The following is a 21,431-nucleotide window of genomic DNA, read 5'->3' as shown; positions in this document are numbered from 1 at the left end:
AAGCCACACCATGAAAACCTCCATCCTCCTCGCCAGTCTGCTGATCTCCGCTGCCACCATTGCGAATGCCCAGCAAATCAAGCGCACGCCGATTCCGAATTCGAATTTCCCGATTTCGGTGGCCGTCACCGTGCCTGCCGGCGCCGACACCATTTATCTGAGCGGCGTGCTGCCGGACGTGGCCGATCCCACAGCCGCCAAGGGCACGCCGGCCGCCTATGGCAACACCGAGACCCAGACGCTGTCGGTCCTGCGCAAGCTGCAGGCGGCGCTGGCCAGCGAGGGCTTGAGCTTTGCCGACGTGGTGTCGCTGCGGGTGTTCCTGGTGGGCGATCCCAGGCTCGATAACAAGCTCGATTTCACCGGCTTGAACAACGCCTTCGGCCAGTCGTTCGGCACCGCCGCCCAGCCCTCGAAGCCGGCGCGCACCGCGCTGCAAGTGGTGGCGCTGCCGCTGCCCGGCGCGCTGGTGGAAATCGACCTGGTCGCCGCCCGCGTCAAGAATTAACCCTTACAGTTACCGGAGCCCTGCATGAAGCCATCCCGTACCAAATTAGCCATCGCCATCTCCGTGCTGTTTACCGCCGCACCCGTGTTGGCGGAAGACGCCGCATCCCCCATCGTGGTCCAGGATGTGGTGGTCACCGGCACCCGCGACATCACCCGCTCGGCCGCCGAGAGCCTCAGTCCCATCGATGTGATCAGCGCCAAGGATTTGCAGCGCACCGGTCAGACCGACCTGCGCGACGCGCTGGTCAAGCTGCTGCCGTCGATTAACCGCCTGGCGCAAGCTGGCGACGCCGCCAATCTCACCAGCGCGCTCACGCTGCGCGGCCTGAGCCCCAACCACGTGCTGCTGCTGGTGAACGGCAAGCGCCGACACACCACCGCCAACATCAGCGCCGACCCGGGCGCGCAGCAGGGCGCCACGCCGGTCGATATCGACCTGATTTCCGTGAGCGCGGTCGATCACATCGAGGTACTGCGCGACGGCGCCGCCGCCCAATACGGCTCGGACGCCATCGCTGGTGTGATCAACGTCATCCTCAAATCGTCGAGCCAGGGCGGCACGCTCACCGCCACCAGCGGCCAGTACTACAAGCGTGACGGCTTTACCCTGGGCGGCGCGGCCGACGTGGGCCTGCCGCTGGGCGCGGACGGCTTCGTGCACCTGAGCGCCGAGTACCGCCGCCACGAACACAGCGTACGCAGCGGCCCCGATGAGCGCACCGGCGGCTACGACAACCGCACCCTGGGCGACCCGCGCATCCGCCGCGAATCGTTCAGCGCCAACGCCGGCATCCCGCTCGGGCCCGACGTGGAACTGTATGCATTCGGCACCGCCGCCCACCGCGCCGGCGCCACCGTGCAGAACTTCCGCCTGGCCTCGCGCCTGCCGCAGGTGTTCCCGAACGGTTTCAGCCCCGTCGAGACCAGCAACGAAACCGATGCCGCGCTCACCGCCGGCATCAAGGGCACCGACCTTGGCGGCTGGCGCTGGGACCTGAGCGCCAGCTATGGCAGCGACAACGTCAAGATCGGCATGAACGATTCGGCCAACACCGACCTGTACGCCGCCACCGGCGCCACGCCGACCAGCTTCCACCTGTCGAAGTTCCACAATATCCAGCAGAGCGCCAATGGCGATATCGCCCGCTCGTTCGAGACCGGCGTGCTGCCGGCCGCACTGAGCGTGGCGCTGGGCGCCGAGTACCGGCGCGAGAGCTACGAGATCGGCGCCGGAGATCCGGCCTCGTACTTCGGCAGCGGTTCGCAAGCTTTGCCCGGCCTGTCGCCGGCCAGCGCAGGCAAGCACTCGCGCAACATCAGCGCGGCGTACCTCGACCTGTCCACCAAGCTCACTAAACAGTGGGAAGCGGAAGTGGCGGCCCGCTACGAGCGCTTTTCCGACGCGGGCAGCACCCGCAACGCCAAGCTGTCCACGCGCTACGAGTTCGATCCGCGCTATGCCATCCGCGCCACCGGTAGCACCGGCTTCCGCGCGCCGTCGCTGGCGCAGTCGTATTACACCAGCCTGGCCGTCTCGCCCACCACTGCCGGCGGCCAGCTGGCAGTGAATTCGGATGCCGCCCGCACCCTGGGCGCGGCGCCATTAAAACCGGAAAAATCGCGCAGCTATAACCTGGGCCTGGTGGCGCAGCCCATCGATAAACTTAACCTGACGCTGGACGCTTATCACATCGAGATCCGCGACCGCATCGTGCAGGGCGGCACCTACAGCGGCGCGGCCGCGATCAATGCACTGACCGCTGCCGGCATCGCGTTGCCCACCGGGCTGTCATCGGTGAGCGCCAGTTATTTTGCCAACGGGGTGGAAACGCGCACGCGCGGCGTGGACCTGGTGGCGGGTTACCCGGCCGATTTCGGCAGCGCCGGCCGCATCGACTGGGACTTCAGCGCCAACATCAACGACAGCAAGGTGACCAAGGTGGCCAACGACCGCAATGGCCGTCCGCTGCTGAACGCCCAGCAGGTCGGCTACCTGACCACGTCCACGCCGAAAAACAAATTGATCGTCGGCGGCACCTGGAGCCTCGACCAGTGGAGCGTGACCCTGCACGCCACCCGCTACGGCAAGACCGAGACCGAGGCCACTTTCTATTCGGGTCCGAACATCTATTCGACGTCGGTGTTCAACCACATCGAGAACAAGCCGAAGACCATCACCGACCTCGAAGTGCGCTACGCGGCCACAAAGAATCTGCAGCTGGCCGTGGGCGCCAACAACCTGTTCGACGTGTATCCGACCGAGACGCCGGCCGCCAGCCGCTACCTGGGCGTATACCGCTTCGACACGTCGGCATCGCAGATCGCCTTCAACGGCGGCTACTACTACGTGCGCGCCAACTACAAATTCTGAATTTGAAACGATACTGCTAAGATGGCGCCTGATACCGCATGCCTTACACCGAAACCCTTATGAAAATTGATGACATCAGCGCCTTCGTGGCCGTGGTGCGCAACCAGAGCATCAGCGCCGCTGCCGACGCGCTGGGGCTCACCCAGTCGGCCATCACGCGCCGCGTGCAAAACCTGGAGCAGGCGCTGGGCGTGGAACTGCTCGACCGCAGCGTCAAACCGCCCAAGCCCAGCGCCATGGGCAAGCAGGTGTACGAGCAGTGCGCCAAGGTGCTGCTGGAGGTCGAGCGGCTGCGCGACCTGGTGCAGGAAGACCATGCACCCACCGGCGTATTCCGCATCGGCGTGATCCAGACCATCGGCGACGTGGTGCTGCTCGACACCCTGCAAAAGCTCAACCAGGCCTTCGACGGCCTGCACACGGAAGTGGCGTCCGGCTGGGGCGCGCAACTGGTGCAGCGCGTGGACAAGGGCGAGATCGATGCGGCGGTGGCGCTGTTCCCGGCCACCAAGGTGCTGCCCGACGGCCTGCGCGGCCGCACGCTGGGCCGCATCGAACTGGTGGTGGTGGCGAAAAAGGATGCGCTGTCGCGCCGCGCCTACAAGCTGCGCGATATTTTCGGCCAGGGCTGGGTGCTCAACCCGGACGGCTGCGGTTTCCGCGCGGGGCTGGCGCGGGCACTGGCCGAGCAGGGACTGTCGTTCAAGATCAACCTCGAGACTTTCGGCACCGACCTGCAACTGGGACTGGTGGCCAACGGTGTGGGGCTGGGCCTGATGCCACGGCCGATCCTCGAGCGCAGCCGTCACCGCGCACAGCTCGACATCGTCAACGTCACCGACTTCAAGCCGGTGCTCGATATCTGGCTGGTGCAGCCGCTGCAACCGGGGCCGGTGCAGCATGCGATCGATCTGTTTGCGGAATCGGTGGAGCAGGCGTTTGCGGCAGCGCCGTTGAAAATTGTGGCGCGCTGACCACGTATAACGATATACAAAATAGCGGCTTAGTAAATGGGCCCCGCTTACCTAGAATGGTGGCGGGGTCTTTTTTTGCGCTCGTCACTTGTTTGCGTAATGCGCATGGTCCGGCATCAAGATTATTCCAGAAAATCATATATCAATAGTCGAAACAATTAGTTCTATCATAATCATTTGCTTTCTATACTAGGTTTCATCGGCTGCACAGCCCTCGATAACCAGCACAGGAAAGCACAATGTCGGTACTCACTCCCGCCTTCAACGCCTCGCCGCCCGGCGCCCGCCGCTGGGCAATCGGCAAGACCATCACGCCCCTGGTCAAGCGCGCCATCGGCCCGCTGGTGCTGCTGGTGATCTGGGAAATCGCTTCGCGCACCGGCGTGCTGCCGGAGCGCATCCTGGCCGCACCGTCGCAAATTTTTGTCACCCTCGGCGAGTTGATCGCGTCCGGCGAAATGGGCAGCAACGTGCTGGTATCGCTGCAGCGCGTGTGCACCGGCCTGGCCGTCTCGCTCACTCTGGGCACCGCGCTGGCGCTGATCGCCGGCCTTACGCGCCAGGGCGAAATGGCGGTCGATTCCACCATGCAGATGGCGCGCACCTTGCCGTTCCTGGGCCTGGTACCGCTGTTCATCCTGTGGTTCGGCATCGGCGAGTTCACCAAGATCGCGCTGATCGCGTTTGCCACCACGTTCCCGATGTACCTGACCTTGTACAGCGGCATACGCGGCATCGATTCCAAGCTGGTGGAGGCGGCGCGCCTGTTCGGCCTGTCGTACCCGCAGCTGATCGTGCACGTGATCCTGCCCGGCGCGCTGCCATCGTTCCTGGTGGGCCTGCGCTACTCGCTGGGCGTGAGCTGGCTGTCGCTGGTGGCGGTGGAGCAGATCAACGCCACGGCGGGCCTGGGCTACCTGATCAACAACGCCCGCGACTTCATGCGCACCGACGTCATTGTCGTCTGCCTGCTGGTCTACAGCTTGCTGGGCCTGGCCACCGACTTGCTGGTACGCGCCATCGAACACTATGCGCTGGCCTGGCGTCCGACTTTTATCAAGGATTGATTCATGCAGACCATACCACTCGATCTGCCGGGCGCTCATTTGCGTAACGATGTGCGCAACGAAGGTGTCCGCCCACAGGTACAAACCGTGCCAACCCCGGTCACCACGGATACCCAGGTGCGCGCACGCCAGCTGACCAAGCGCTTCGGCGACAACACCATCCTCGACCAGCTCGATCTCGATATCCGCCCCGGCGAATTCGTCGCACTGCTGGGCCGCAGCGGCTCGGGCAAGACCACGCTGCTGCGGGCGCTGGCCGGCCTCGATCGCATCACGTCCGGCACGCTCGACGTGCCGCAAGCCCGCGCCGCCGTGTTCCAGGAGCCGCGCCTGATGCCATGGAAGCGCGCCTGGCGCAACGTCACCCTCGGCTTGAACATCGACCAGCCGCGTGAACGCGCCAACCAGGCGCTGGCCGAAGTCGGGCTGGCCCACCGCGAAAACGCCTGGCCGGCCACGCTGTCCGGCGGCGAAGCGCAGCGCGTGGCGCTGGCCCGGGCGCTGGTGCGCGAACCGAAGCTGCTGCTGCTTGACGAGCCGTTTGCCGCGCTCGATGCGCTGACTCGTATCCGCATGCACCAGCTGATCCTGGCGCTGTGGCGCGAACACCGGCCGTCGGTGCTCTTGGTGACCCACGACGTCGATGAAGCGGTGCTGCTGGCCGACCGCGTGCTGGTGCTGGAAAAGGGCCGCATCGTCTCCGACATCGCGATCACCCAGCCGCGCCCGCGCAGCGCCGAGCGGCCCGAGTTCCAGCGCGTTCGCGCCCAGTTGCTGCAATTGCTGGGCGTGGAGATCGAAGCGGCGCCGGAACCGGTAGCCCCGGTACCGACGCCGGTACACACCCCGTTCAACTTCAGCAATTTTTCGATTTAACCCAGCGATCCGACCATGCCTACCTCCGTCCTCCGCTTACCGACCGCAGACCACACGCCGCAACTGGACAGCCCGGAATTTGCCGCGCTGCTGGACACCTTGACGGCGGAATTCGCCGCCACCGCTGCCGACCATGACCGCGATGCCAGCTTCCCGCACGCGAACTTCGAACGCCTGCACCAATTGGGCCTGCTGGGTTTGACCGTGCCGCGCGCCCTGGGCGGTCTCGGCGCCGACCTGGCGCAAACCACGCGGGTCGTGGCGGCCGTGGCGCGCGGCGAACCGTCCACCGCGCTGGTGCTCACCATGCAGTACTTGCAGCATGCGTCCGACCGCAAGGCCAGGTGGCCGCAGCACCTGCTCGATCGGGTGGTGCGCGAAACCTTGCGCGACGGCGCCCTGATCAACGCGCTGCGGGTGGAGCCGGAACTGGGTACCCCGGCGCGCGGCGGTTTGCCCAACACCATCGCCCGCCGCACGCCGGAAGGCTGGCGCATCAGCGGCCGCAAGATTTACTCGACCGGCATTCCGCGCCTGACCTGGCTCGGCGTGTGGGCCCGCAGCGACGATGCCGAACCGCTGGTCGGCAGCTGGCTGGTGCGGCGCGATACGCCGGGCATTACCGTCATCGAGAACTGGGACCACCTCGGCATGCGCGCCACCGGCAGCCACGAAGTGGTATTCGACAACGTGCTGGTGCCGCTCGACCACGCGGTGGAAGTGGCGCCCGCCGGCGCGGCGCCGGACCTGGAACCGGCACTACTGCTGTGGATGTCGGTGCTGCTGTCGGCCATTTACGACGCCGTGGCCCGTTCTGCGCGCGACTGGCTGGCAACCTGGCTGGAAGAGCGGGTACCGGCCAACCTGGGCGCGCCGCTGTCGTCGCTGCCGCGCTTTCAGGAAGCGCTGGGCCAGATCGATGCGCAGCTGTTCTCCAACCGCGTGCTGATCGACGCCGCCGCCAACGGCTCCATCGCCTCGAAAGACGCGTTCCAGATCAAGTATCTGGTGACCAACCAGGCCATCGAGGTCGTGGAAAAAGCGATCGAATTGAGCGGCAACCCGGGACTGTCGCGCACCAATGCGCTGCAACGCCACTACCGCGACGTGCTGTGCAGCCGCATCCACACGCCGCAGAACGACACCATCCTGGTCAATGCCGGCCGCGCGGCGTTTGCTGCGCGCGCGGCCAAAAAAATATCTCCCGCCGGCGGCGCCGGCTTATCTTCAATCACTGCAAAGGAAGCATCATGAGCATCGAATTCATCGGCTTTAGCGCTACCCAGGAAGTCTCCGAAACCGTGCTGCCGCAAGGCCCGGTCGTCAACAAGGCGTTCCTCGGCGCGGTGGCCCGCGCCCACGAATACGCAGGTTTCGACCGCGTGCTGGTGGCGCACAGCAGCGCCTCGGTGGATGGTTTCCAGGTGGCGTCGTACATCGCTTCGCAAACCGAGAAGCTGGGCATCCTGCTGGCCCACCGTCCGGGCTTTGTCGCCCCCACGCTGGCGGCGCGCCAGTTCGCCACGCTAGACCACTTCAGCGATGGCCGCCTGGCGGTCCACGTCATCAGCGGCGGCGACGACACCGAGCAGCAGCGCGACGGCGATTTTCTCGACCACGGCCAGCGCTACGCCCGCACCGACGAATACCTCGACATCGTCAAGCAGACCTGGTCGTCGAGCGGCGCCTTCGATCACGAAGGCCAGATCTACCGCCACAAGGGCCAGAACGCCGGCGTGCGCCCGGTGAACGGCCACAGTGTGCCGGTGTACTTCGGCGGCTCGTCCGACGTCGCCATCGAGGTGGCCGGCAAGCACGCTGACGTGTATGCGCTGTGGGGCGAATCGCTGGCGCAGGTTGGCGAGACCATTGCCCGCGTGCGCGCTGCCGCCGCCAAGTACGGCCGCGCCGACAAGATCCGTTTCAGCCTGTCACTGCGGCCGGTGCTGGCGGAAACCGAGGAAAAAGCCTGGGCCAAGGCCGACGCCATCCTCGCCACTGCCACCGAGCGCGTGGGCCGCAACGACCACTTCAGCCGCCGTCCGCAGCAACCGCAAAACGTCGGCTCGCAGCGCCTGCTCGACACGGCTGCGCAGGGCAAGGTGGTCGATGAGCGGCTGTGGACCGGCATCGCTGCGCTGACCAAGGCGGCCGGCAATTCGACCGGCCTGGTAGGCACGCCGGAACAGGTGCGCGACGCGCTGCTCAAGTACTGGGAACTGGGCGTGACCACGTTCCTGATCCGTGGCTTCGACCCGATCACCGACGCGCTGCAATACGGCCGCGAACTGATTCCGCTGGTGCGCGCTGCCGTTGCCGAGCGCGAAGCGCAGGACCAGTCCCAGCGCCTGGCCGCTTAAGTCATACAGTCATACAGTCATACAGTCATAAAGTCACAAGAGGAGAAGCACATGAGCGATGTCATCGTAGCCAGCCAGTTCGACCCCAAGGTCAACGCCTTGCTGGCGCAGCGCGCCGGGTTGGCCGTGGTCGATGTGCCACCGGGCCCGTTGACCGCGCTGCCGCCGGGCGCCGACGTGGTGTTTGCGCTGCCGGCGCCCAAGGGCCAGTCCCTGCTGCACACGCCCGCGCCCAGCGGCTGGCAGGACGTGCGCTGGGTGCAGCTGGCGTCGGTGGGCATCGACTATTACCCGGACTGGCTGTTCAACGGACCGGTGGTGACGTCGGCGCGCGGTACCGCGTCCGTCGCCATTGCCGAATATGTGCTGGCGGCGATCTTCACTGCCGCCAAGCGGGTGCCGGAGGTCTGGCTGGAGCAGGCCAGCGACTGGCGCCGCCTGTCGCTGCGACTGGTGCAGGGCACCACCCTGGGCCTGTACGGCTTCGGCTCCATCGGCCAGGCGCTGGCGCAGCGCGCGCTGGCGCTGGGTATCAAGGTGGTGGCGCTGCGCCGCTCCAGCGCGCCGTTCGAAGTGGAGGGCGTGGAGCGGGTGGCCACGCTGGAGGAACTGATCGCGCGCTCCGACCACCTGGTACTGGCCGCGCCATCGACGCCCGAAACGCGCCACGCCATCAACCGCGCCACCCTCAAGCACGCCCGGCCCGGCCTGCACCTGATTAATATCGCGCGCGGCAACCTGGTCGATCACCAGGCACTGCTCGATGCACTGAACGAAGGCGCGCTGGCGCTGGCCACGCTGGACGTGACCGACCCCGAGCCGCTGCCGGCCGGCCATGCGTTCTACGGCCACCCGCGCGTGCGCCTCTCGCCCCATATCTCGCCCAGCACCGAGCAGATCGTGCCGGCGCTGATCGACAAGTTTTTGCTGAACCTGGACCGCTTCCGCAGCGGCGCTCCCCTGACCGACGTGGTGGACACCGCGCGCGGCTACTGAACAAGAAGAGGATCATTATGAGCAGCCCATCCCCCCTGCATTCCGCGCCGCTGTCGCGCCCCCATTTGCGTACCGTGGGTAAAGCGGTGCCGCGCCCGGCCATCCACAACGCCCCGCGCGACGCCAACGGCAACATCATCTTTGCCGAGCCGCCACCGCCACCGACCCTGGAAGCGCAACGCCAGCACCGCAAGGAGCGGCTGGCCGTGTCGTTCCGGCTGTTCGCGCGCTATGGGTTCGACATGGGCGGCGCGGGCCACATCACTGCGCGCGATCCCGAGTTCCCGGACCACTTCTGGGTCAATCCGGCCGGCGTGTACTTCGGCCACGTGCGGGTATCGGACCTGATCCTGGTCAGCCACGACGGCAAGGTGGTGGAGGGGGACGGCCTGCTCAACCGCGCGGCGTTTGCCATCCACTCCGAGCTGCACAAGGCGCGCCCGGACGTGATCGCGGCCGCCCATTCGCACGGCTTGTACGGCAAGGCCTTTGCCGCCCAGGGCCGCCTGCTCGATCCGCTCACGCAGGACTCGTGCGCCTTTTACGAAGACCACGCGATCTTTTCGGACTTCAGCGGCGTGGTGCTCGATACCAGCGAGGGTGAGCGCATCGCCAAGACGCTGGGACCGCGCAAGGCCGTGATCCTGCAAAACCACGGCCTGCTGACCGTGGGTTCCTCGGTGGAGTCAGCCGTGTGGCGCTACATCTCGTTCGAGAACGCGGCGCAGGCGCAATTGCTGTCCGAGGCGGCCGGTCCCACCAAGCCGATTCCGCACGAGGTGGCGCGCCACACGGCCGGCCAGATCGGGTCCGACGCCGGCGGCTGGTTCAGCTTCCAGCCGCTGTGGGACGTGATCACGCGCGAAGAGCCGGACCTGTTCGATTAATCGTTTTCAAAAAGGGGAATCCCATGTCCAGCGCCACACTCTCTCTGCGCGACCGCTACCCGGCACAAGCCGCACCTGTCGCCCAGGCCGATGCAGTCGTCGTCACACCTGCTGCCAACGACAGTTTTGTGACCTCGTATCCGGTCCTTGGCGACGGCGGCGCGCGGGCCTGGTGGCGCCGGCCCGGCGCGATCGTCTCCATCGTGCTCCACGGCGTGGCAGCGGTGGCGATCTGGAACTTCAGCAGCACGGTCATCAAGGCGCCGCCGCCACCGCTGGTGGTGCAGCTGATCCACCTGCCGCCGCCCAAGGAAATCACGCTGCCCAAGCCGGAGCCGCTGCAGCAAAAGACCCTGGCGCCGCCGCTACCGGTGGTGCAGCCGGTGCCGGTACCAAAAATAGCGCCGGTACCGCTGGAGACATTCACGCCGCCGGCGCCGGTGCCAGTTGCTGCCGTTACCACGCCGGCGCCTGTCGCGCCAGCACCCGTGGCGCCGCCGGCACCACCGGCGCCAGTGGCCCCCGCAGCGCCAAGGCAAATCAGCACCGAGGGCATCCCGACCGACTACGTGAACCAGGTCTATGCCCGCATCAACAGCAGCACCGATTATCCGCGCGAAGCGAAGATGCGGCGCCAGCAGGGCAAGGTTGGCTATCGCCTGACACTGAGCCCGCAAGGCGCGCTGCTGTCGTTCGATATCGATTCTTCCGGCATACCGGCGCTGGACGAAGCGGCGCGCGAGGCGATCCGCCGGGCGGCGCCGTTCCCCAAGCTGCCCGACCTCGGTGGCGCCAGCTACCTGCTGGCCGGGAACATCGTCTTCAAGATTAACTGAGCAAGCATCAACACTTAATTCAACTCGTACAGGCGGTAGCTATGGATTCGAATGCATCGAAGGGCGGCGCTCGTCGTCAATTTCTACAACGTTCCGCCAGACTGGGCGCGGCGGGCGGCATCGCCGCGCTGTTCGGCGGCTGGAGCACCGGCGTGCGCGCCAACGCGGTCCAGGCCCGCAATGCTTTCCTGCGCGTGGGCACCTACAAGGGCGGCGACTCGTATTACTTCAAGGAGGCGGGCGTGGACCAGATCCCGTACCGCACCCAGCTGGCCGAATTCGCGGCCGGTAACCTGATCGTGGAAGCGCTGGCCGCCGATTCGCTGGACCTGGGCGGCATGAGCGAGATCCCGCCTATCTTTGCCGCCGCCAGCGGTGCCAAGATGAAGGTGGTGGCGGTGCTGCGCGGGGATGTCAACAACCAGGTGGTGCTGGTGCCGAAGGGTTCCAAAATTGCCGATCCGGCCCAGTTCAAGGGCAAACGCATCGGCTATGCGCGCTCCACCACGTCGCACTATTTTTTGATCAAGCTGCTCAAGGAAAACGGCTTGACCTTCAAGGACATCGAACCGGTGGCGCTGGCGCCGCAGGATGCCTTTGCGGCCTTCAAAAGCGGCCAGCTCGATGCCTGGGTGATCTTTGGCCTGGTGGTGGAACTGGCCAAGAGCCAGGGGGCGCGTGTGCTGCGCACGGCCGACGGCTATTTGTCCGGTAACTACGTGATCAGCGCCGCCACCAAGGCCATTGCCGATCCGGTCCGGCACGCGGCCATCGGCGACTACCTGCAACGCATCTCGAAGGTGTACGACTGGATCAACCGCAATCCGCAGCCCTGGTCCGCCAAGAGCGGCCAGATCGCGGGTGTGCCGGCGCAGTACTTCCTCAACCAGGTGAGCCAGCGCAGCCAGCCCTACAAGCTTACCGCCATCGACGACGCGGCCATCGCCTCGCAGCAGCAGGTGGCCGACGTGTTTGCCGATGCGGGCCTGCTGGCGCGCCGCATCGATGTGCGCCCGTTGTGGGACCGCAGCTTTTCAACCTATCTGTAACCAATACATCCAACAAGAGGGAATTACGGCATGCAGCAGACCACTTATAACAATAAATCGCCACGCCTGACGGCATTGCAACTGGCACTGGCGGCAGCAGGCTTGCTTGGCGCTGGCGTGGCCATCGCACAAAGCACTGCGGCACAAACCAGCGTGGGCCAGGTGCAGGACGTGGTGGTGACCACCGGCGTGCGCGGCGAGGCCCGCACCGTGGCCGACAGCCCGGCGCCGATCGACGTGATCAGCGGCGAGCAATTGATCCATACCGGCCGCGCCGAATTGGGCGAGGCGCTGGCGCGCCTGCTGCCGTCGTTTAACTTCGGCACCAACCAGGCTGGCGTCAACTCGGTGGTGCGGCCGGTGAGCAACCGCGGCCTGGGACCGGCATATACGCTGGTGCTGGTCAACGGCAAGCGCCGCCACAACTCGGCGCTGCTGACCAACGGCGGCGGCGACACCAGCGGCGTCAACGCCATCGATCTCGATACCATTCCACTGTCGATTATCGACCATATCGAAGTGCTCAAGGACAGCGCTGCCGCCCAGTATGGCTCGGATGCGGTGGCCGGCGTGGTCAACGTGATCCTCAAGACCGGCAATCATGGCGGTCAGCTGGGAGTGAGCTACGGTGAGCTGAAAGAAGTGGACGGCAATCCGAGCAACGCCAAGATTGAAGGCAATGCCGGTTTCCGCCTGGGCGAGGACGGGTTTGTGAACATCGGCGTGGCGGCGCGCAAGCGCGGCCAGTCGTGGAAAAACTTCCCATCGACGAACCTGGTGGCGTATTCGCCAGCATCGAACCCCAAGAACGCCACCTGGAACCGCGACGGCGCCCACAACGGCGATCCCGGCATCGAAGCCTACGACGTCGGCTTCAACCTGGAAAAGCCGCTCGACAAGGACACCACGCTGTACGCGTTCGGCACGGCCGGCACCCGCAACACGGTGGCCGGCAATAACTTCCGCCGCCCGAACGGTCTGGCGACCTTGGCCCAGGTATACCCGGACGGCTACTTCGCCATCAATAACATGAGCGCCTTCGACTTCCAGCTCAATGCCGGCGCACGTGGCCGCACGGCCGGCTGGAACTGGGACATCAGCACCGGCTACGGCAAGAACCGCGCCCGCCAGTACAGCAACCTTACCCTGAACCCGTCGCTGGGGCCGACGTCGCCGACCAGCTTCGACAACCTGGCCACGTACCAGTTCGAACAGTGGACCACCAACGAAGACTTTACGCGCGCCTTCGACGTGGGCCTGAAAAAGCCGCTGCAATGGTCGTGGGGCCTGGAGCAGCGCCTCGAGCGCTTTTCCACCTATGCGGGCGACCGCCTCGGTTACATCAACGGCGGCTACATCTTCCAGCCCGGCGACCAGGAAGGCAATCCGAACGTGGGCCGGCCGGCAGCGGTGGGCGCGCAGGCTGGCGTGGCCCTTTCACCCGATGACGCTACGCGCGTAAAACGCACGGTGCTGGCGATCTACAACGACATCGGCTTCTACCCGGTGGAGCAGTGGTTCGTGGGTGCGGCGGTGCGCGCGGAGCACTACAACGACAGCGCCGGCAATACCGCCAGCGGCAAGCTCAATACGCGCTACGATTTTTCGCCGGTGGTGGCGATACGCGGCACCGCCGGTTCCGGCTTCCGCGCGCCGTCGCTCACGCAGATCGGCTACTCGCAAACCGACAACCGCACCAACATCAACCCGGTAACGGGCGAGGTGGCGCCAAGCCTGTCCAAGCTGCTGCGTAACGACTCCGACCTGGCCCGCCGCTTCGGCGCGCGCGACCTCGATCCGGAAAAGTCGGTGAACTTCGGCTTGGGGCTGGTGCTCAAACCGGCCGACAATATCAACATCACGCTCGACGGCTACCAGGTAAAAGTAAAAGACCGCATCGTGCGCACCGGTTACATGTTCGGCCCTGCATTCGCACCGACGCTGCGCGCGGCCGGACTGACCGGCACCGAGTGGGTGCAGTACTTTGCCAACGCCATCGACACCCGCACCCGTGGCGCCGACCTGGTGACCGATCTGACCAGCGACTACGGCAGCTATGGCCTGGTGCGCTGGGGCGCGGCAGTGAACTGGAACCGCACCAAGGTCCAGCGCATCAACGCCACGCCTTCGGAGATCACCGCGCTGGGCGCCAATACCGGCGGCAGCTCGGTGTGGTTCGGCTACTCGGCCGGCGGCGGCATCGGCGACTTGAGCGCCACGCCGCGCACCAAGATCATCCTGTCGGCGCGCTGGTTCGCGGGCGACTGGGAAGTCAATGCGCAAACCACGCGTTTCGACTCCTACACCTGGCAAACCACCGCCAACCGCGCCCAGGATTACCACTTTGGCGCCAAGTGGCTCACCGATTTCGACGTCAGCTACGCGGTCAGCAAGAGCATCAAGCTGGTGCTGGGCGCAGCCAACGTGTTCGACACCAAGCCTGACCGCAACGGCCCCGGCGACGCCAACTCGGGCAGCAGCGGTTTTACCTACGGCCCGTCGCCATTCGCACCGAGCGGCGCCTATTACTATGGCAAGGTGGCGTATGACTTTTGAACCCGACCGCCTGCGCCGCCTGCTGACCATGCTGCCGGCGGCGGCATTGCTGGGCGCCTGCGGTAAGCAGGGTGGCGCAACTGGCGCCACCGCTGCTGCCGGCGCTGCGCCCGACCTCTCTAAAGTCACGCTGGTACTGGGTGACCAGGTCAAGCTGTTGCGCACCAAGGCCGAAGCGGCCGGGGTGCTCGACAACCTGCCGTACCAGATCAAGTGGGCCAGCTTCCAGGGCGCCGCGCCATTGTTCGAGGCGGTGGTGTCAGGCGACGTCGATACCGCGATGGCGGCCGACACGCCGGCACTGGCTGCCGCTGCCGGCGGCGCTCGGGTAAAAGTGGTGGCGGCCAGCGTGTCGTCGCCGACCGGTGTGGCGATCCTGGTGCCGCCAGGTTCACCGATCAAGACGGTGGCGGACCTCAAGGGCCGCAACGTGATCGTCTCGTCCGCGCGCGGCAGTGTGTCCCACTACCTGCTGTTCGGCGCGCTGCGCGAGGCGGGGCTGAAACCGGACGACGTGGTCACCGGCTTCATGCTGCCCAGCGACGCCGCCGTGGCCTTTTCGAGCGGGAAGATCGAAGCGTGGGCCACGTTTGGCACGTACCAGGCCAATGCCGAAATCCAGGGCGCGCGCATCCTGCGCGACGGCGTGGGCATCAATTCCGGCATCGGCGTGATCGCCGCGTCGGACGCGGCGCTGGCCGATCCCGGCAAGCGCGCGGCGCTGGCGGACGTGCTGCGGCGCCTGGCGCTGTCGAACACCTGGGCCAATGCCCATCCCAAGGAATATGCCGCAGTTTTCCAGCAGCTGACCGGCCTGCCGCCGGACGTGGTGAAGCTGGTGGTGGGCCGCGACCGCCCGCAACTGCGCGCCGTGGACCAGGAGATCGTGCGCCAGTTGCAGGATGTGGCCGATACGTTTTATGCAGCGAAGCTGTTCCCGAAGCGGGTGGATGCAAGTGCGCTGGTCGATGCCAGCGTGTTCCGCCCGGTCTGAAAACCATACAAGGAATTGATACAAGGAGTCATCATGAGCACACATCAAGCACCGCGCCAACTCAAACTCGGCTTCATCCTCCACGGCGTAGGCCCTGGCTGGGGCGACTGGCGCCATCCCGATGCCGATCCCACGGCCAGCACCAATATCGACTTCTACCTGCGCCAGGCCAAGCTGGCGGAGCAGGGCAAGTTCGACTTCTTGTTCGTGGCCGACAGCGTGCATATCACCGAAAAATCGAGTCCCCATTACCTCAACCGCTTCGAGCCGCTCACCATCCTCTCGGCGGTCGCCACCCATACCAAAAACATCGGCCTGGTGGGCACGCTCACCGTCAGTTACAGTGAGCCGTACACGGTGGCGCGCCAGTTTGCGTCGCTCGACCATATCAGCCGTGGCCGCGCGGGGTGGAATGTGGTCACCTCGTGGTTGTCGGGCAGCGCCGAGAACTACGGCAAACCGACGCACCCGCCGCACGAGGTACGCTACCGCATCGCCGCCGAACACCTGACCACCGTGCAGGGACTGTGGGATTCGTGGGAGGACGACGCGCTGGTGCACAACAAGGAGACGGGCCAGTTCATCGATCCGGCCAAGCTGCATACGCTTAACCACCAGGGCGAGTTCTTCTCGGTGCGCGGACCGCTCAATATCGCCCGCTCGCCGCAGGGGCAGCCGGTGATCTTCCAGGCCGGCGCATCGGAAGACGGCCGCAATTTCTCGGCGCGGTATGCCGACGCCTTTTTCACCGAAGGCTCCACCATCGAATCGTCGCAGGCGTACTATGCCGACATCAAGAAGCGCGCCGCCGCCTTCGGCCGCGCGCCGCACCAGGCCAGCGTGCTGCCGGCGCTGCGTGCCATCGTGGGCGCCACCGAAGAAGAAGCGCAGGCGCTGCATCGCCAGGCCGAAGGGCTGATCCGCATCGAAGATGCGCTGGTGGCGCTGGCGCGCTCCTTCAACGAGCATGACCTGACCCAGTATCCGCTCGACGGCCCGTTCCCGGACATCGCCCAATATGGCGCCGACAGCAACCGCAGCTCGTCGGAGCGCATCATCCGCACCGCCCGCGAGGAAAATCTCACGCTGCGCCAGGCTGCGCTGCGTTACGCCAGCCCGCGCAAGGAGTTCGTCGGTACCGGCGTGCAGGTGGCCGATGCGATCCAGCGCTGGTTCCTCAACGACGCTGCCGACGGTTTCATCCTGTTCGAGGCGCTGCCGTACCAGCTCGATGCTTTCATCACCCACGTGGTGCCGGTGCTGCAGGAGCGCGGCCTGTTCCGGCGCGAGTACGAGGCCACCACCTTGCGTGGTAATCTGGGCCTGGACGTGCCGGAAAACCGCAACACCGCCGCGCGCCGCCAGGCCGCGTAATCAGGGAGTAACCATGGCAGACACCATCGCCACCGGACAGCCGGCGCCGCCCCGGCTGCGCCGCTTCATCGAGGACCTGGGCCGCGTGCTGGAAGCGGGCGCCGACGAACCGCGCGTGGTGCGCGAGGGCGCGACACTGCTGCGCGACCTGGTGGCCCACGACGACTGGCTGCCCGACGACCTGGCCCAGCCCGACGCCCAATACTATCGCCAGTACCTGCTGTACCGCGATCCGCAGGCGCGCTTTTCCGTGGTCAGTTTCGTGTGGGGCCCGGGCCAGTCCACGCCCATCCACGACCATACCGTGTGGGGCCTGATCGGGCTGTTGCGCGGCGCCGAGATTTCGCAGGACTTCGAGCGCACGGCCGACGGCGCGCTGGTCAAACTGGGAGCGCCGCAGCGGCTCGAGACCGGCGATGTGACCGCCGTCTCGCCATCGCTGGGCGACATCCACCAGGTCTTCAATGCCTACGCCGACCGCGTGTCGATCGGCATCCATGTCTATGGCGCCGACATCGGCGCGGTGGACCGCAGCGTCTTCTCGCCTGAGGGCGCTGTGAAACCTTTTCGTTCCGGCTACGCCAATCAACCATGACCCAAAATCTTACCGTCACCTATCAAGACGTGCGCGCCGACCTGCTGGCCGGCCGCGAAATCGCGCTGCTCGACGTGCGCGAGGAAGACCCGCACGCCCAGGCCCACCCGCTGTTTGCCGCCAACCTGCCGTTCGGCCGCATCGAGCTCGATGCCTATACCAAGCTGCCGCGCCGCAACGTGCGCATCGTCACGCTCGATGGCGGTGAAGGCCTGGCCGCACCGGCCGCCGCGCGCCTGCGCCAGCTGGGCTACCTCGATGTGGCCGTGCTGGCGGGCGGCGTCGATGGCTGGCGCGATGCCGGCGGCGAGTTGTTCCGCGATGTGAATGTGCCCAGCAAATCGTTCGGCGAACTGGTGGAGGAACAGCGCCACACGCCATCGCTGTCGGCGCCGGAAGTGCAGGCGCTGATCGACGGCGGCGACAACATCATCATCCTCGACGCCCGCCGCTACGACGAATACCAGACCATGAGCATCCCGGGCAGTTATAGCGTGCCGGGCGCCGAGCTGGCGCTGCGCGCGCGGGAACTGGCGCCCGATCCGGCCACCCGCATCATCGTCAACTGCGCCGGCCGCACGCGCAGCATCATCGGTACCCAGTCGCTGATCAACGCCGGCGTGCCCAATCCCGTCTCGGCGCTGCGCAACGGCACCATCGGCTGGACCCTGGCGGGGCAGAAGCTGGCGCACGGCCAGTCGCGCACCTATCCGCCGGCCACGGAAGCCAATCATCGCCAGGCGGCTTCGGATGCTCGCGCGCTGGCCGACCGCGCCGGCGTGCTGCGCGTGGCGCATGAAGGGTTGGCGCAGCTGATCGCGGAAGCCGGCCGCACCACGTACCTGCTGGACGTGCGCAGCCCGGCGGAATTTGCCGATGGCCGCCTGCCGGGCTTCCGCTCCGCGCCTGGCGGCCAGCTTGTGCAGGAAACCGAGCAGTTCGCACCGGTGCGCGGCGCGCGCTTCGTGCTGGCGGACACCGACGGCGTGCGCGCCAACCTCACCGCGCACTGGCTGCGCCAGATGAACCACGAGGTGTATGTGCTCGACGGCGCGCAGGCGCAGCATTTCAACGTGACCACGCCGTGGAGCGCCGACCTGCCGCCGCACGCGCCGGTGGAGGAAATCGATCCGGCCACGCTGGCGCGCTGGCTCGATGACGATGCCGACGGCACCGTGGTGCTGGACTTTACCTCGGGCGTCAACCACGTCAAGCGCCACATTCCCGGCGCCTGGTTCGCGCTGCGTTCGGACTTGAAGGCGGCGCTGGCGCGGCTGCCGGCAGGCGCGAAGCGCTACGTGCTCACCTGCGGCAGCAGCCTGCTGGCGCGCTACGCGGCGGCCGACGTGCAGGCGCTCACCGACTTGCCGGTCGTGGTGCTGGCGGGCGGCACCACCGCGTGGGCCGACGCAGGGCTGCCGGTGGAGTCGGGCGAGCAGCGCCTGGCGTCGCCGCTGATCGACCGCTATCGCCGGCCGTACGAAGGCACGGACAACCGTGCGGAGGCCATGCAGGCGTACCTGGACTGGGAGTTCGGCCTGGTGGCGCAGCTGGGGCGCGACGGTACCCATGGCTTCCACGTGGTTTAAGCAATAACTTTATAGTTAATCCGTTAGTATAATTGCCCATTGGAAATGGTGCGGGTATAGTGGCAGGAGGCCGCGTCAAGATGGTCGCCACCCCCTCACCTCCATGGAAAAGTCTATGAGTATCACTAAACGCTTGATCTTGACCTTGTCAGTGGCCTTGCTGGCCCTGATTTTCGTTGGCGTCACTGGCCTGTCCCAGCTATCCAACGCCCACCACCGCCTGGACATGGTGCAAACCCGCCTGATCCCGAGCATTGAAGGACTGAACTCCGCCAAGAGCTATGCCGCCGCCACGCGCCTGGCCGGCTACCGCCTGTCGGTGTTCTCCAACCTGGAAGACAAGACGGCGCTCGACAAAGCCTACAACGACGCCCACGCCAAGTTCGACGAGGTGCTGGCCAGCTACGAGAAAAATCGCATTTTCGATGAGACCGACCGCAAGATGCTGGAAGAGGACAAACAGCACATGGCCGCCTACCGCCAGGCGCTGGTGCCGTTCATCGCGGGCGCCCACGCCGGCGACATGGACGCCGTGCGCGCCACGCTGATGCCGGGCACGCCGCTGGCGCTCACCGCCGCCGCGCTGACCAAGGGTTTCGACGACCACATCGCCTACAACAACAAGCTGATTGCCGACATCCGCGACGAAAGCGTGAAAGCCTACGATTTCGCCTTCACCCTGCTGGTAAGCGTGGTGGCGCTGGCGCTGCTGGTCACCGGTGCGCTGGCCTGGCAGCTGTATAAACTGATCAAGGGCAGCCTGGAATCGATCCGCAGCACGCTGGTGCACGTGAGCGAGACGCTGGACCTCACGCGCAAGATCCCGGTTGCGCGCATGGACGAAATCGGCCAGACGGCGGTGGCCTTCAACCAGCTGCTGGCGCAGATCGGCCGCGTGATCGACACCGTGCGCGAGTCCACCGGTGCAGTAGGTTCGGCCTCGAGCCAGATCGCCGCCGGCACCGGCGACCTGGCGCAGCGCACCGCCAGCCAGGCGGCGGCACTGGAAGAGACGTCCGCCAGCATGCATCAACTGACGTCCACTGTCGGCCAGAACGCCGACAACGCGCGCCAGGCCAACCAGTTGGCCCGCTCGGCCTCGCAGGTTGCCTCCGAGGGCGGCGCGGTGGTGGAGCAGGTGGTGGTGACCATGGGGTCGATCAACGAATCGTCGCGCAAGATCGTGGACATCATCTCGGTCATCGACGGCATCGCCTTCCAGACCAACATCCTGGCCCTGAACGCTGCCGTGGAAGCAGCGCGCGCCGGTGAGCAGGGCCGTGGTTTTGCCGTGGTGGCGAGCGAAGTGCGCAACCTGGCGCAGCGCTCGGCCGCCGCCGCCAAGGAAATCAAGACGCTGATCGACGACTCGGTGGAAAAAGTAGGTTCGGGCACCAGGCTGGTGGAACAAGCCGGTACCACGATGCACGAAGTGGTATCGAGCATCCGCCAGGTGACCGACATCGTGGCCGAGATCAGCGCCGCCACCCAGGAGCAGAACGACGGCATCGCCCAGATCCACCGCGCGATCACGGAGATGGACGGCACCACCCAGCAAAACTCCGCACTGGTCGAAGAAACCGCCGCCGCCGCCGAGACGCTGCGCGAACAGGCCGACATGCTGGAGCAGACGGTGGCCGCATTCACCATCGCGGCGGGGCAGGGTGCCAAGCCGGCAGCGAAACCAGCACCAGCCAAGGCTGCACCACGCGTGACGGCCAGGGCGCAGCCGAAGTTGAAGGCGCCGGCGGCGACTGCCGATGAGTGGGAAGCGTTTTAACCGGCATGGCGGCTTGTTTGACACTGCCGGCAGAAGAACACTCTGAAAAACTCAAGGCCATCGCAAGCTGCTCTGCATGGTTCATGCACGCGCTTCGCGCGGCCAGGTCGCTGGGGCTGCCTTCCTGGTGCATTGGTGCGGGCGCGGTGCGTAACCTGGTGTGGGACCACCTACATGGCTACGCAACGCCATCAGATCTTGCCGATATCGACCTTGCGTACTTCGACGCGCAGGAGTTACCGGAAGAAGAGACGCGGCACCAGGAAATAATCGCTCATGCCTGTCCGGGTTTGCCCTGGGAGGTGACGAATCAAGCCCATGTCCACCTGTGGTTTGAAAAGTATTTCGGATATCCTGTCACGCCGCTGCACAGTCTCGCGGAGGCGGTGGCGACATGGCCGGAGTTTGCCACGTCGGTCGGCATCTGCCTCGACGAAAATGACGCACTGCATATCATCGCGCCTTGGGGCCTCGATGATTTATTCGAGATGCGAGTCCGGCGCAATCCAGTGCGTGTGAGCGAGGAGACGTTTTTAAACCGCACCCGGAGCAAGCGTTATGCCGAGCGTTGGCCGAAGGTCTCAGTGCAGGAAGCTTAAGCTCAGCGAAATATACAT

General features: G+C 65.9%; 18 protein-coding genes. All 18 read left to right on the top strand.

Features of this window, described 5'->3' with window-relative positions:
* The first annotated feature begins 10 nt into the window (after window positions 1-10).
* The 18 genes from F8197_RS14180 (at window position 11) to F8197_RS14090 (ending at window position 21,413) form a co-directional block, all read left to right on the top strand.
* Window positions 11-508, top strand: a complete 498-nt coding sequence (locus tag F8197_RS14180) for a RidA family protein (protein WP_152882391.1) — start codon at window positions 11-13, stop codon at window positions 506-508.
* Window positions 509-532: 24 nt separating this feature from the next.
* A complete protein-coding gene (locus F8197_RS14175) occupies window positions 533-2,881 on the top strand; it encodes a TonB-dependent siderophore receptor (RefSeq protein WP_152882390.1) in 2,349 nt (782 codons plus the stop codon).
* A 59-nt stretch (window positions 2,882-2,940) separates the two neighbouring features.
* Entirely contained in the window at window positions 2,941-3,855 is a 915-nt protein-coding gene (locus tag F8197_RS14170; RefSeq protein WP_026637376.1) for a LysR family transcriptional regulator, read from the top strand.
* A gap of 239 nt (window positions 3,856-4,094) precedes the next feature.
* Window positions 4,095-4,922, top strand: coding sequence for an ABC transporter permease (locus tag F8197_RS14165; RefSeq protein WP_152882389.1), 828 nt, complete (start codon window positions 4,095-4,097; stop codon window positions 4,920-4,922).
* Between the two features lie 3 nt (window positions 4,923-4,925).
* Window positions 4,926-5,798: an ABC transporter ATP-binding protein gene (locus tag F8197_RS14160; RefSeq protein ID WP_152882388.1), complete on the top strand. Its 873-nt coding sequence runs from the start codon at window positions 4,926-4,928 to the stop codon at window positions 5,796-5,798.
* A gap of 15 nt (window positions 5,799-5,813) precedes the next feature.
* On the top strand, window positions 5,814-7,052 hold the full coding sequence (locus F8197_RS14155) for an acyl-CoA dehydrogenase family protein (protein WP_152882387.1): 1,239 nt from the start codon (window positions 5,814-5,816) through the stop codon (window positions 7,050-7,052).
* Window positions 7,049-8,158 (top strand): LLM class flavin-dependent oxidoreductase, encoded by a 1,110-nt coding sequence (locus F8197_RS14150; protein WP_152882386.1) that lies wholly within the window; start codon window positions 7,049-7,051, stop codon window positions 8,156-8,158. The genes F8197_RS14155 and F8197_RS14150 overlap by 4 nt, the downstream gene beginning before the upstream one ends.
* 51 nt (window positions 8,159-8,209) lie before the next feature.
* On the top strand, window positions 8,210-9,154 hold the full coding sequence (locus F8197_RS14145; protein WP_152882385.1) for a D-isomer specific 2-hydroxyacid dehydrogenase family protein: 945 nt from the start codon (window positions 8,210-8,212) through the stop codon (window positions 9,152-9,154).
* Window positions 9,155-9,171: 17 nt separating this feature from the next.
* Complete coding sequence (locus tag F8197_RS14140; protein ID WP_152882384.1) at window positions 9,172-10,041, top strand: class II aldolase/adducin family protein; 870 nt, start codon at window positions 9,172-9,174, stop codon at window positions 10,039-10,041.
* A gap of 23 nt (window positions 10,042-10,064) precedes the next feature.
* Window positions 10,065-10,877 (top strand): TonB family protein, encoded by an 813-nt coding sequence (locus F8197_RS28595; RefSeq protein WP_193333433.1) that lies wholly within the window; start codon window positions 10,065-10,067, stop codon window positions 10,875-10,877.
* 41 nt (window positions 10,878-10,918) lie between these two features.
* Window positions 10,919-11,926: an ABC transporter substrate-binding protein gene (locus F8197_RS14125; RefSeq protein WP_152882381.1), complete on the top strand. Its 1,008-nt coding sequence runs from the start codon at window positions 10,919-10,921 to the stop codon at window positions 11,924-11,926.
* A gap of 30 nt (window positions 11,927-11,956) precedes the next feature.
* Window positions 11,957-14,482 (top strand): TonB-dependent siderophore receptor, encoded by a 2,526-nt coding sequence (locus F8197_RS14120; RefSeq protein WP_152882380.1) that lies wholly within the window; start codon window positions 11,957-11,959, stop codon window positions 14,480-14,482.
* Window positions 14,472-15,476, top strand: coding sequence for an ABC transporter substrate-binding protein (locus F8197_RS14115; RefSeq protein ID WP_152882379.1), 1,005 nt, complete (start codon window positions 14,472-14,474; stop codon window positions 15,474-15,476). The genes F8197_RS14120 and F8197_RS14115 overlap by 11 nt, the downstream gene beginning before the upstream one ends.
* Before the next feature lie 33 nt (window positions 15,477-15,509).
* Entirely contained in the window at window positions 15,510-16,850 is a 1,341-nt protein-coding gene (locus F8197_RS14110) for an LLM class flavin-dependent oxidoreductase (RefSeq protein WP_152882378.1), read from the top strand.
* 13 nt (window positions 16,851-16,863) lie between these two features.
* Window positions 16,864-17,445, top strand: a complete 582-nt coding sequence (locus F8197_RS14105; RefSeq protein WP_152882377.1) for a cysteine dioxygenase — start codon at window positions 16,864-16,866, stop codon at window positions 17,443-17,445.
* On the top strand, window positions 17,442-19,034 hold the full coding sequence (locus F8197_RS14100; protein WP_152882376.1) for a rhodanese homology domain-containing protein: 1,593 nt from the start codon (window positions 17,442-17,444) through the stop codon (window positions 19,032-19,034). The genes F8197_RS14105 and F8197_RS14100 overlap by 4 nt, the downstream gene beginning before the upstream one ends.
* Before the next feature lie 115 nt (window positions 19,035-19,149).
* Window positions 19,150-20,814 (top strand): methyl-accepting chemotaxis protein, encoded by a 1,665-nt coding sequence (locus F8197_RS14095; protein WP_152882375.1) that lies wholly within the window; start codon window positions 19,150-19,152, stop codon window positions 20,812-20,814.
* A gap of 5 nt (window positions 20,815-20,819) precedes the next feature.
* Window positions 20,820-21,413 (top strand): nucleotidyltransferase family protein, encoded by a 594-nt coding sequence (locus F8197_RS14090; protein WP_152882374.1) that lies wholly within the window; start codon window positions 20,820-20,822, stop codon window positions 21,411-21,413.
* Window positions 21,414-21,431 lie beyond the last annotated feature (18 nt).

The sequence above is a fragment of the Duganella sp. FT27W genome (assembly GCF_009295655.1).
Classification (GTDB): domain Bacteria; phylum Pseudomonadota; class Gammaproteobacteria; order Burkholderiales; family Burkholderiaceae_D; genus Rugamonas; species Rugamonas zoogloeoides.
This window is presented reverse-complemented; position numbering and strand designations above follow the sequence as displayed.

Excerpts from the sequence above, each read along its gene's own strand:
- F8197_RS14180 (WP_152882391.1), top strand. The coding sequence starts at position 11 with ATGAAAACCTCCATCCTCCTCGCCAGTCTGCTGATCTCCGCTGCCACC.
- F8197_RS14175 (WP_152882390.1), top strand. The coding sequence starts at position 533 with ATGAAGCCATCCCGTACCAAATTAGCCATCGCCATCTCCGTGCTGTTT.
- F8197_RS14170 (WP_026637376.1), top strand. The coding sequence starts at position 2,941 with ATGAAAATTGATGACATCAGCGCCTTCGTGGCCGTGGTGCGCAACCAG.
- F8197_RS14165 (WP_152882389.1), top strand. The coding sequence starts at position 4,095 with ATGTCGGTACTCACTCCCGCCTTCAACGCCTCGCCGCCCGGCGCCCGC.
- F8197_RS14160 (WP_152882388.1), top strand. The coding sequence starts at position 4,926 with ATGCAGACCATACCACTCGATCTGCCGGGCGCTCATTTGCGTAACGAT.
- F8197_RS14155 (WP_152882387.1), top strand. The coding sequence starts at position 5,814 with ATGCCTACCTCCGTCCTCCGCTTACCGACCGCAGACCACACGCCGCAA.
- F8197_RS14150 (WP_152882386.1), top strand. The coding sequence starts at position 7,049 with ATGAGCATCGAATTCATCGGCTTTAGCGCTACCCAGGAAGTCTCCGAA.
- F8197_RS14145 (WP_152882385.1), top strand. The coding sequence starts at position 8,210 with ATGAGCGATGTCATCGTAGCCAGCCAGTTCGACCCCAAGGTCAACGCC.
- F8197_RS14140 (WP_152882384.1), top strand. The coding sequence starts at position 9,172 with ATGAGCAGCCCATCCCCCCTGCATTCCGCGCCGCTGTCGCGCCCCCAT.
- F8197_RS28595 (WP_193333433.1), top strand. The coding sequence starts at position 10,065 with ATGTCCAGCGCCACACTCTCTCTGCGCGACCGCTACCCGGCACAAGCC.
- F8197_RS14125 (WP_152882381.1), top strand. The coding sequence starts at position 10,919 with ATGGATTCGAATGCATCGAAGGGCGGCGCTCGTCGTCAATTTCTACAA.
- F8197_RS14120 (WP_152882380.1), top strand. The coding sequence starts at position 11,957 with ATGCAGCAGACCACTTATAACAATAAATCGCCACGCCTGACGGCATTG.
- F8197_RS14115 (WP_152882379.1), top strand. The coding sequence starts at position 14,472 with ATGACTTTTGAACCCGACCGCCTGCGCCGCCTGCTGACCATGCTGCCG.
- F8197_RS14110 (WP_152882378.1), top strand. The coding sequence starts at position 15,510 with ATGAGCACACATCAAGCACCGCGCCAACTCAAACTCGGCTTCATCCTC.
- F8197_RS14105 (WP_152882377.1), top strand. The coding sequence starts at position 16,864 with ATGGCAGACACCATCGCCACCGGACAGCCGGCGCCGCCCCGGCTGCGC.
- F8197_RS14100 (WP_152882376.1), top strand. The coding sequence starts at position 17,442 with ATGACCCAAAATCTTACCGTCACCTATCAAGACGTGCGCGCCGACCTG.
- F8197_RS14095 (WP_152882375.1), top strand. The coding sequence starts at position 19,150 with ATGAGTATCACTAAACGCTTGATCTTGACCTTGTCAGTGGCCTTGCTG.
- F8197_RS14090 (WP_152882374.1), top strand. The coding sequence starts at position 20,820 with ATGGCGGCTTGTTTGACACTGCCGGCAGAAGAACACTCTGAAAAACTC.